Source organism: Pedobacter sp. HMWF019 (assembly GCF_003061025.1).
In the GTDB taxonomy this organism is placed as follows: domain Bacteria; phylum Bacteroidota; class Bacteroidia; order Sphingobacteriales; family Sphingobacteriaceae; genus Pedobacter.
Window position 1 is genome coordinate 1 of the sequence record NZ_QAIL01000200.1, and the last position, 11282, is coordinate 11282.

8 protein-coding genes are annotated in these 11282 nt (G+C 39.4%); 4 read left to right on the plus strand and 4 right to left on the minus strand.

Going from position 1 to position 11282, the window contains the following annotated elements; genetic code table 11:
• From DBR11_RS12205 to DBR11_RS12220, 4 genes are all read right to left on the minus strand, one after another.
• Positions 1 to 1072 (minus strand): hypothetical protein (locus DBR11_RS12205; RefSeq protein ID WP_146186519.1); only part of this gene is annotated, 1072 nt, incomplete at its 3' end.
• A 15-nt stretch (positions 1073 to 1087) separates the two neighbouring features.
• The gene (locus DBR11_RS12210) at positions 1088 to 1792 is read right to left on the minus strand and encodes a fasciclin domain-containing protein (RefSeq protein ID WP_108552952.1); all 705 of its coding nucleotides are present in this window, start codon (positions 1790 to 1792) and stop codon (positions 1088 to 1090) included.
• Positions 1793 to 1836: 44 nt separating this feature from the next.
• Positions 1837 to 3411: a RagB/SusD family nutrient uptake outer membrane protein gene (locus tag DBR11_RS12215; protein ID WP_108552953.1), complete on the minus strand. Its 1575-nt coding sequence runs from the start codon at positions 3409 to 3411 to the stop codon at positions 1837 to 1839.
• A gap of 9 nt (positions 3412 to 3420) precedes the next feature.
• The gene (locus DBR11_RS12220) at positions 3421 to 6600 is read right to left on the minus strand and encodes a TonB-dependent receptor (protein ID WP_108552954.1); all 3180 of its coding nucleotides are present in this window, start codon (positions 6598 to 6600) and stop codon (positions 3421 to 3423) included.
• A 399-nt stretch (positions 6601 to 6999) separates the two neighbouring features.
• On the opposite strand from DBR11_RS12220, the gene DBR11_RS12225 reads away from it, so the two are divergent.
• From DBR11_RS12225 to DBR11_RS12240, 4 genes are all read left to right on the plus strand, one after another.
• Entirely contained in the window at positions 7000 to 7569 is a 570-nt protein-coding gene (locus DBR11_RS12225; RefSeq protein WP_108552955.1) for a helix-turn-helix domain-containing protein, read from the plus strand.
• 89 nt (positions 7570 to 7658) lie between these two features.
• Complete coding sequence (locus tag DBR11_RS12230) at positions 7659 to 8549, plus strand: alkaline phosphatase (RefSeq protein WP_108552956.1); 891 nt, start codon at positions 7659 to 7661, stop codon at positions 8547 to 8549.
• 98 nt (positions 8550 to 8647) lie between these two features.
• Positions 8648 to 9979, plus strand: coding sequence for a DUF5690 family protein (locus DBR11_RS12235; protein ID WP_199233824.1), 1332 nt, complete (start codon positions 8648 to 8650; stop codon positions 9977 to 9979).
• 11 nt (positions 9980 to 9990) lie between these two features.
• On the plus strand, positions 9991 to 11151 hold the full coding sequence (locus DBR11_RS12240; RefSeq protein WP_108552957.1) for a TIGR03364 family FAD-dependent oxidoreductase: 1161 nt from the start codon (positions 9991 to 9993) through the stop codon (positions 11149 to 11151).
• The last annotated feature ends 131 nt before the right edge of the window (positions 11152 to 11282 follow it).

Sequence of the window (11282 nt, forward strand, 5' to 3'; positions counted from 1 at the left end):
CTCCATCATTATAAATAAACACGCTATTCAGAAATCCAACTGTTCCTGCTTCATTGTTATTTGCTTTAGCTGGATATGCAACCTGGAAAGATTTGCCTACAGGATCTTCAAATCCAGGATAATTGGCCTTACAATAAGCCAGCCAATCTTTAATCCCATTACTTTGAAACCAAAGCACACCATCAATATAAGTACTGAAAACATTATTTGCATCAACTGCAAAACTGAGACTTTTCTCTACCCCGGCTCCAGCCTGGAATGCAGGATTTCGTCCTTTCACAGGACTAATCAAAGGCTGAGGAAGCGGTAATGCATTTCCGACTGTACTAAATTTAGAAGTATTTGACGCAGGAATAAAAGTTTCATATCTAATTTGATAGTTATCTGTTGTACCCGGATTTACCGTCGGCCAATATTCCCATCTGATCTCCCTCAAATAAGGATAATTAAGATTTGCTGAAGGCTGTTTAAAAAAGATGGAGATTGTAATGGCCTGTCCCGCACGAAAAAAAGTTTTCCAACCCAACCTGGTTCTTACAGAAAATGGGATTTTAAGTTCTGCAAGATCAAGATTTCTTTTAATAATCGCGCTCTTCGTTGTATTCGCTGTAATTTCAGCATAACTTTTCAAGGGATCTGCATCAATCGTTGTTGTTTGTCCTGTAACATCACTTACAGACCAGCCATTCCCATCAAAAGTGAACTTACTTTGGAATTCATCAAAAAAGTATTTTGTTACTTTCATATTTGCAGAACGCGAACTCGATTTCCCTCCACTTTTGGCTGTGGCAGTTACAGTATAGTCACCAGCTTTAGCCGGCGCTATCCAAAGATTTTCAAACAAATTCTGTGTCCTCCAGCCGTCAAAACGGCCACCAGTACAAGTCCACTGGTAAGAAATATCATTTTTATCCCCCCCTGCAGTACCTGTCCAAACAACCACTTTTTCTCCAAAATAAAATTCTTCCCCAGCTTTACTTAAGGTTGCAATTTCAAGTTTATCTTCCTTTTTACAGGACAACACAAATATGCCTGCCACCATAAAAACAAATAGATTATATATCTTTCTCATAACATTCAATTGATCTTATTTATTGTTGCTTATATCCTTCCGGGTAGGCATTACAAAATACCTGTTCATTACATGGATAACTCCGTTAGTTGCGTGCAAATCAGGTGTCCGTGGCCTGATTTCTACCATAGAGGTTCCAACATAATTATTAATAAACAGATAACCTTCCCTGGTTGCCTGCATATAGATATATACTTTAGCCGAATCATTTGTTGGGCTCAGTGCATAACTGTCTACCCATCGCCCAACAGAATTAAGCGATTTAAAATCATAGGTCCCCTTGAGCACATGATATCTGAGCAGATCAGCTACAATCTTTCTGTCATATTGCGACCAATCTGATCCTCTTATTGGTGTATTATAACTTGGGCTGGCCGGGTCTTTGTCGAGTACTGTATTTTTCACAAAAAAGCTATTCCCATCTTCCAGGTTGACCAGAGCATTATTATGCATAAGCAAAAAGGTATTACCCGTTGAAGAATACATCTGTTTAACATCTTTATATGCGGGATCCTTGTCTACATAGTCAATTGCTGAAAGCATTCCAGAGAACATATCCTTCCTCGAATTCATAAACTCCATCACATTCATATTGACTTTATTGTCATAATAAGATGGTGTATACTTATCGTTTTTCTGTAGCGGCAGTTTTTCGCATGCGGCAAACGCCAGACATGACAACACAATCGCCGGAATCATTAATTTTTTAATATTTTTCATCAGTATATTATTTACTTTTTAAAGATGATATAACTTATAAAATACTATTCATCATAAGGTGCATTCTGGTCGCCAAGTAATTTAGGATTGGCATTAAATGCATCAGAATTTATAGGATACAAAACTCTTCCTAAATTAGCCCCCTCATATTTAACAGACCCAGTTCTCGATGACAATATTGGATTCATGACTTCCCTCAGGTATTCATAACCATTCGTAAAATCATACATTTTACCAATTCTGCAAAGATCAAACCACCGTTTTCCCTCTCCTAAAAACTCGTATTGACGTTCAGTGAGGATTGTACGCTCTATACCTTTAGTAATATCTCCTGAATAATCAGAGAGTAAAGCAGCCGTTTTATAGCCAACCCGGCTTCTCACTGTATTTACAATATCCAGGGCCTGCTGATAACTACCTTTCTGGTTTAATGCCTCCGCGCGCAAAAGCATTACATCTGCATATCTGTAGATGGGGATCTTAACGCTGCAGTCTACATTGGCCTCGTATATAAATGCTCCACCCAGCTGGTTATCACTTCTTTTTTTGTTCGGATCAAAAATGCTAAACTTGCCAAATTGGGCAGAAGCTGTACTGTAATCATTAACTGTTTTATAAGAAAGCGTATCAAAGCTTGTTGTAAAACGTCCGTCAACCGGCAGTTCATTTAGTCCGTTCGTTCTTGCTTTTAGATCCTGAAAGATTTTGGGTGTGATCATATATTGATTCGTGTTAGATCCTGAACCCAGCTTTGTGCTCACTCCCATCCCATTACCTCTTTCAACACTATTCCAGAACAGATTAAAAATCGTTTCAGTAGAACTAGCCGGATCAGTAAACATATTTTTCCAGCTTTGAGCGTTTTGTACCCAGGTACACCCGCTCTCTGTAATACAATTCTGAGAAGACACCAACGCAAGATCGTAGTCATGGAACCACATATAGACATCAGTTTGCAGTGCATAAATAGCCGCTTTCTGAATGTAGTATTTGGAAGCCTTATTACTACCAATATTCTTCAATGCGAGGTCTATATCGGAAAGGATTTGCTTTTTAACATCTGCTATAGATGACCTTGGAAATTGAACGGTTTGCCCAACCGACTCAATAGGTACAGTTGTAATAGGTAACCTACCCCAAACGCGCATACCATAAAAATACATCAATGCCCTTAGGCCATAAGACTGACCAAGGTAATCGGTATATGTAGATGCCGCACCATCAATATTTTGGGCAATCATCTGTGGATAGTACTTAATCCCATAATTACAAATAGAAATTGTAGTATAGAGATCAGACCATCGTGTTGCTCCATTTATATCCCCATCATTTGCAGAAAGGACATTGTTCAAAAATTTGGTTTGTGCATTTCCTGTTCCCGCTCCTTTGATATTGTCCGATCTCACCTCCCCCCAGTCGAACCAGTTATTCTGAAGCGTTGTCTGCAACGAATTATACGTTCCTGCAAGCCAGGAATCTGCGTCAGTTTTATTTTTCCAGTAACTTCCGGGTGTAATAGTAGATACAGGCTTTACATCCAGAAACTTTTTACAACCAGCAATGGTGAGCATAAATAATAAACCGCTGAAGGTCAAAATCGTAAATCTTATCTTTTTCATTACTTTAAATTAAAAGGTCACATTTAATCCTAATCCAAACTCTCTTCTTCTTGGATATTTTCCATCATCAAGTCCTGGTTTAAGCACGCTGCTTTGAGCCACTTCAGGATCAAAACCCCGATATTTTGTCCAGGTCAATAGCCCATTTCCATAGACATAAATATTTACACTCTTCATATAAGCTTTACTGGTTATAGAAGCCGGGATAGCATAGCCTACCCTCACGGTTTGCAATCTTATAAATGAGCCATCTTCCAGATAGTAACTTGTTGTTTTACGGAAATTATCCGCGGCCTTATCTCCACCAGTATAGGAATCCGTTATTTGTCCAGGATATTTATACATATTGTAAATGAAATATGGCTCTGGAGTTGTATTCGAATTACTGAATGAAGCTGTATTTCTTCTGTTTTCATTATAAATACTATTCCCAAAGTTTCCGTAAAGTGCTATATTGAGGGTAAACCTTTTATAGGTAAAATTATTACTCCATCCAAGGCTCCAGCGCGGTTGTCCATAGCCCAGAATTTTTCTATCCTCATTACCGATATTACCATTCAGATTTCCATTGAAATCCGGTATATTTTCCCAAATTACATCTCCTCCTTTTGACACATTACCATTCGTTGTCAATTGTTTTATTGTACCTGTATATGGACGCCCGTCGGGATAAGTATAGCCAAGAAGATTAGGCTGCATATTCTTATTGATGATCACATTTCCATTTCCATCCCTTTGAAAATTAGGGATCAGCCTGGTTTTATAATCATCGGTATAGGCATTGGATTGATCATATTCATAAATTCCCAGATACTGAAAACCGTAAAAATTACCTGCTTCTTTTCCCTGTCCAACAAACCACCTATCATCTATATAATCGCCACCTGGAAGATCCAGAATTTTATTTCTGATCCTGGTCCAGTTCACAGAGGTTTGCCAGGTAAAATTGCGAGTTTGGACCGGTGTTGCCGTTACCATCAATTCTATCCCTTTATTCTGAAGTGAACCAGCATTCACTCTTGACTTACCTGGAAAACCAATCTCCAAAGGCAGAGGAGCATCATATAAAAGATCCTTCGTTTTCTTGATATAATAATCTCCTGTGAAACTTACTTTCCCATTAAATAGGGTAAGATCCAAGCCTATATTGGTTTGTGTCGTTTCTTCCCATTTAAGGGCATCATTACCAAGCCGAGTATTGGTACGAACGCCACTTATACCATTATAAAAATAACTTCCAAAAATAAACTGTTGAACAGCATCAAAATCACCAATCTCCTGGTTACCAGTAATTCCCCAACTTCCCCTGATCTTAGCGTCAGTTAAAAATTTCCTCGACCACTTCATAAACGGTTCATCACTAAAGCGCCATCCAACAGAACCAGCAGGAAAATAACCCCAGCGATTTTCATCTCCAAATACAGAAGAGCCGTCTTTTCTTAAAGAAGCATTAATCAAATACCTCCCTTTATAATCATAGCCCACCCTTGTAAAGAAACCAAGCAGTGCAGAACCACTTCCTCTGGTATATAGGTCACTAAGATTAAAAACACCTGCTGCATTCAGAGTATGTACATTTTCACTTACAAAGTTTTTTCCAGAAAGATTAATCTCATCCTGGTTATTTCGTTCAAAGTTCATTCCCGCCATTGCGCTTAGATTATGATTTTCAGCGAAGGTCTGTTTGTAGTTAAAGACTGCATTTCCCTGGGTTCGGATTGGAATTTTAGTCTCATCACCGCCAGAGTTGATCTGAGGATTGGTCGTCTCAAGAAGCTTAGAGTTAAAAGTTGTATTTCTCTGAAATTGTATGTCAGCAGAAGCGTCCGCGTGAAAGCTTAATGTCTTTAGAATTTTAACATCTATACCTTCAGCCAGGACACCCCTATAAGTTCTGGTAAAATTTTCTCGTAAATAAGCTTCTGCTATAGGATTCTTTCGACCTCCATTGTCATAAATATAACTTCCGTCTGGCAAAAATAATGCTTGTTGCGGTCCACGTTGTAAAGCCTGTTGGATAACCTTGCCTTCATTAATATTATTCTTTTTCTGATAGCTAAAATTTAAGCGTGTAGACAGTTTCACTTTATCTGATGGCGAATACAATACATTGGTCCTAGTCGTAAAACGTTTGTTAAAACTTGCAAGCACAATTCCCTGATCATCCAGATATTGCATACTGTTAAAATAATTGAGTTTTGATCCTCCTCCACTAATCCCCAGATCCACCTGATTGCGGATCCCCGTTTTAGTAATTAGGGATTGATAATCATTATCTGAATTTTTGTTATAAGCCGTTGAGTCATCCGGATGAGGATCTAATCCAATTTTGCTCCGCTGATCAAAGATCTGGCGTTCCAAGCGGTTGGATTGTGGAATTTTTCGAGACAAATTACTATAGCTTCTCAGATATTCTACGTTAATTCTTGGTTGCCCATCTACCCCCTGTTTTGTTGTAATCAATACTACCCCATTGGCAGAGCGTGATCCATAAATGGCAGAGGAAGCAGCATCCTTTAAGATCTCAATGGATTCGATATCCTTAGGATTAATTCCGTTTATGTTTTTGACAGGTACCCCATCGACAACATATAATGGTTTTACTCCATTGTCTGAAAGAGTAGACATTCCCCTGATGGTAATATCACTTTCATCTCCTGGCGCACCTGAGGTACTCATTACTCTTACCCCTGGCGCAGCGCCTTGTATCGCATCAAAGATAGAAATAGGTTGCTTCTCTTCAATAGTCTTTGCACTAATGGAACTTATCGCGCCAGTAATATCCCTTTTTTTCTGAGAACCATATCCCACAACAATTACCTCGTCCAGATCCCCTACTGAAGCTTCTAAAATAGGATTAATGACTTTTCGTTTTCCTACCGATTCTTCTTTTACTCCAAATCCAATATACGTAAATACGAGAACAGCCCCCTCTGCTGGAACATTAATACTATATTTACCATCATTATCAGTCTGAGCACCTATTTTTGTTCCTTTTACAACAATACTTACTCCTGGAATCGTCCCCCCTTTTGAATCAGTTACCTTTCCGGTAACCTTAACAGACTGCGCAGACAAAGCTGTTACCATTAAGAGCAACAGCAGTAAACTTAGTCCTATTTTTCTACCCAGACCTTTACATCCGGATGAAAAAAAATTACATAATACATTCAGTACAATTTTCTTCATGTTTAATTGTTTAAATTAAAGCCTGAGCTTATTTTAGCATAAAACTTAAGGTAATCCGCACTTGTAGCAGGCACAATACTATTTCAGAGCCAAGTTTGGAACTGGCTGATTGTGGACTGGACAAAGGAATTAGAATTTTTTGGAGAATAGTCTATTCTCGCCTGAAGACGGCAGGTTTGTTGTTCAATTTCATCGTTCGTTTGGTTAGGTTAAAAATTATATTTGGATAATGCAATAGAACAAATTATCCCGGCTGATTATTTAGCAAAATTGGCTTATTAGTATTTCATTTTGGCATCCCACCATTAACAAATCAATTACCTCTATAAAAATTAACATTATTTAAGCATTAGCGATTAAAAAAAAGCGATACATTCGCATATACAAACCACGTTACTCATGCAGGAGGAAATCCTTTTACAAATAAGCCTTAAAATTAAAGAACGCCGCAAAGAACTAGGCATTACCGTACAGGAGCTGGCAGATAAAGCTGAAGTAAGCAAAGGTCTGATCTCTCAAATAGAGAACAGCAGAACCATTCCTTCTCTTATGGTACTTATGGACATTATCAAAAGTCTTGAAATTGATCTGAACAGCTTCTTCAAAGACATTAACTTCCATAAAAAAGACGCCCCCGTCCTGATCAAAAGAAGAGACCAATACCAGCAATTCGAAAAAGAACAAGCCATTGGTTTTAACTATTCCCGTATCTTAACAAAGAACATCAAGTTCTCTACGGCTGATTTTGTCTTGCTGGAACTGGAAGTAAACGCCCACAGACCCATGGTTAAAACTGAGGCTTATGAGTTTAAGTATATGATCGAAGGTAAAGTGGAATACCAATTCTCTAAAAAGAAAGTCATCCTTGAAAAAGGAGATTCCATGCTTTTTGATGGCAGACTTTCCCACACTCCTGTAAATATTGGAAACACCAAAGCCCTTATGCTGGTGGTTTATTTTTTTGAGTAACATTTCGTAAACATTGTTTATTAATACTTAACAAAAGTTTATCTTCATAGTTATAACTATCATTTAGTTTTACACTATAAAAAATAATTATGAAGAATTATCTAAAAATCATCCTGCTTCTAACATGCCTTTCACTTACGGCAACAGCACAATCAAAAAAAATCAAACACGTTGTGCTTATTGGCTGTGACGGATTTGGAGGTTATGCCTTGGATGAAGCCAATATGCCCAATCTTAAAGCAATGATGGCTAGCGGTTCCTGGACAGCGAAGGCACGTTGTGTACTTCCATCTTCCAGTGCCGTAAACTGGGCCTCTTTACTAATGGGTGCCGGACCAACTGAACATGGCTATACAGAATGGGACAGCAAAACTCCCGAGATTCCATCGGTAACAAAAACCGGCTATGGCATGTTTCCCGGAATATTCAGTGTTATAAGAGACCAAAAAAAAGAAGCAAAAACTGCAATTGTATATAGCTGGGGAGGAATTGCTCATTTATTTGAACGCCAGGCGGTCAGCATCATTGTAGACGGAAAAGAGAAAGATGACTTTAGTGCCGATACCGCAGCAGCTATTATCCGCAAGGAAAAGCCCTTATTCACCTTTCTGCATCTTGATGAGCCAGACGGAACGGGTCATAGCATAGGGCACCGTACCCCAGCCTATTACAAGCAGCTGGAACTGGTAGACCAGCGCATAGGTAAAATTGTCAAAGCCGTAAAGGATGCAGGTATAGCAGATGAAACCATTATCCTGGTGACTGCCGATCATGGCGGAACAGGCAAGGGGCACGGTGGAAAATCACTCGATGAAGTACAAATCCCCTGGATCATATCCGGTCCAGGCGTCAGAAAAAATCACGAGATCAAAAATGTGATCATTACCTATGATACAGCAGCTACCTTGGCCTGGATCATGGGCCTCACCCCACCACAAAGCTGGAGAGGTCAGCCTGTAAAAGAAGCATTTATCCATTAATATTTTCATTAAAGCTTAACAATTTCATAACTTAACTTTTGTTTACAAATAATAAACAATGTTTAGTATTGCACTGTAAAAAACAGAAAGCCTAAAGAATGAACCTGCTCAGCGTCATCCGTCAAAAAGTTTCCAACTGGCCCTATTGGATCATCACAATAATGGGAGGTATAGCTGCATTTGGCTGCTACACCAGTATGTATGCTTTTAGAAAAGCCTTTGCCTCGGCTACCTTTGAGCATCAGGAGTTTCTGCACATAGATTATAAAGTCTGGCTTGTGGTTGCACAAATGATCGGTTATACGTTGAGCAAGTTCTATGGGATCCGTTTTATCTCAGAATCCGGTAAGAGCCATCGTGCAAAAAGCATTCTGGCTCTGATCTTTTTTTCATGGATCGCGCTTTTGGGTTTTGCGTTGATTCCTGCACCCTATAATATTGTCTTTTTGCTGTTGAACGGCTTCCCTTTAGGCATGATCTGGGGATTGGTGTTCAGCTACCTGGAAGGAAGACGAACCACAGAATTTATGGGGGCACTGATGTCCATTAGCCTGATCTTTGCTTCAGGTTTTGTAAAAACCGTGGCCCGCATACTCATGTCTACCTTCAATGTGAATGATCACTGGATGCCCTTTTTAACCGGATTGGTGTTCTTACTCCCCTTAGTACTCTTCGTTTTCTGCCTGGAAATCATTCCTCCACCAACTAAAGAAGATCAACAACTGCGAACTAAAAGGGTCCCAATGGATGCAAAACAAAGGAGCAAGTTCATTCGCACCTTCCTTCCCGGTATTGCCCTCACGATCATCACCTATGTTCTTCTAACCTGCATCCGGGATATGCGCGATAACTTTGAAGTAGAAATATGGAATGGTCTGGGTATCCACAACAATCATATCTACACACAAATAGATACCATAATTTCTATCATCGTATTGGTCATGATGGGACTATTGATCCTGATTAAAAACAATCTTAAAGCCTTTACCGTAATCCATATTATGATCATTTCCGGTTGTTTACTGGTTGGTCTTAGTACATTTCTTTTCGATCGAGGACATATTGGCCCCGTAATCTGGATGGCCTTACTGGGAACAGGTTTATATATGGGCTATATTCCTTACAATGCCATCTTTTTTGAAAGAATGATCGCCAACTTCCACTACAAAAGCAATATAGGCTTCATTATGTATGTAGCAGATTCAATCGGTTATCTAGGTAGCTTTTCTGTACTGCTGTTCAGAGAATTTGGACATACCGACATCAGCTGGGCGCATTTTTTCAAACAATGCTTAATGGCAGTACCACTTATAGGTGGTGCATGCAGTGTACTCTCTCTACTCTATTTCAGAAGAAAAACAATAAAAGAAACTAAAAAAAACACCACTTATACAAAACGGCTCCACGAGCCGGAAATAAGTATCCACTAAAATCACAAATCATGGCTGATCAACATTTCGACCTTATCATCATTGGCGGAGGCATACTCGGAACCTTTCACGCATACCACGCCTTACAAGAAGGCAAAACTGTACTCCAGCTGGAAAAGGACAACTATCCCGTAGGCGCAACAGTGCGCAATTTTGGACAGGCAGTACCTTCTGGTATGGAAGCAGAATGGTTTGAATATGGAGCCAGAGGTCTGGAGATCTACCAGTCCATCCAGGAAGAATACGACATTTCCGTCCGTAAAAACGGAAGTGTTTATATTGCCTCTGATGAAGACGAGCAAACCTTAATCCATGAGCTAAAGGCCCATTACGACACCCTAGGTTATACCGCAGAACTGCTCAGTAAAGAATCTATCCATGCAAAATACCCTTCAATAAAAGCATCTTATGCCAAAGAAGCGCTCTATTTCCCTCAGGAAATCAGCGTAGAACCGGGACTGATGATTTATAACCTGCACCAGTATATGCAGTCGAAGTTTGAAACCTACACGCTCCGCTACAACAATCCGGTTATAGACTGTGTCTCAAAAGGGAGTGGTGTGGAAGTTAAAACCAGTTTAGGAATAACTTACCGTGCAGAAAAGGCTATTATTTGTAACGGCTATGAATTTAAACTGCTCTATCCCGAATTGTTCAGCAGCAGCGGAATTGTTATCAGCAAACTTCAAATGATGAGGAGTGTTCCCATGCCGGAAGTACAACTGGAAGGCAATATACTCACCGGACTGACCATCAGAAGATATGAAAGCTTTGAGCATTATTGCCCTTCTTTCCAAAGTATAAAAACCCCGGAGCACTATGAAGAACTCAAAAAATGGGGTATTCATATCTTGTTTAAAAAAGCAGCCGACAACAGCATTATTATAGGAGACTCTCATATCTATGCCGAAGTAAACCAGTTTGACCAGTTAGGTTTCGATCTGGACCAGCACGTGAACGAACTCATGCTAAAAGAAGCAGAACGCATTGCTGATTTCAACGTCAGAGATCTTCAAAGCACCTGGGCAGGATTTTACCCGCAACACCCAACCCACCACATTGTAGAATATGATCTGGACAATCGGATCCATATTCGTACGGCTATAGGTGGCAAAGGGATGACGGCAAGTGCAGGATATGCAGAACAGAGTATCCGGAAAATATTGAGTTAGTATATTAACCTTACCTGTAAAAGACACCCCAAAAAGGTGTCTTTTATTTTTTTATCCTATTGGAATTAAATAAAAACATTAGGTTTACCTTAAATTAAGCTTTCCGTATTTTTTATTAAGTACAATTAGAA

Excerpts from the sequence above, each read along its gene's own strand:
- DBR11_RS12210 (WP_108552952.1), bottom strand. The coding sequence starts at position 1,792 with ATGAAAAATATTAAAAAATTAATGATTCCGGCGATTGTGTTGTCATGT.
- DBR11_RS12215 (WP_108552953.1), bottom strand. The coding sequence starts at position 3,411 with ATGAAAAAGATAAGATTTACGATTTTGACCTTCAGCGGTTTATTATTT.
- DBR11_RS12220 (WP_108552954.1), bottom strand. The coding sequence starts at position 6,600 with ATGAAGAAAATTGTACTGAATGTATTATGTAATTTTTTTTCATCCGGA.
- DBR11_RS12225 (WP_108552955.1), top strand. The coding sequence starts at position 7,000 with ATGCAGGAGGAAATCCTTTTACAAATAAGCCTTAAAATTAAAGAACGC.
- DBR11_RS12230 (WP_108552956.1), top strand. The coding sequence starts at position 7,659 with ATGAAGAATTATCTAAAAATCATCCTGCTTCTAACATGCCTTTCACTT.
- DBR11_RS12235 (WP_199233824.1), top strand. The coding sequence starts at position 8,648 with ATGAACCTGCTCAGCGTCATCCGTCAAAAAGTTTCCAACTGGCCCTAT.
- DBR11_RS12240 (WP_108552957.1), top strand. The coding sequence starts at position 9,991 with ATGGCTGATCAACATTTCGACCTTATCATCATTGGCGGAGGCATACTC.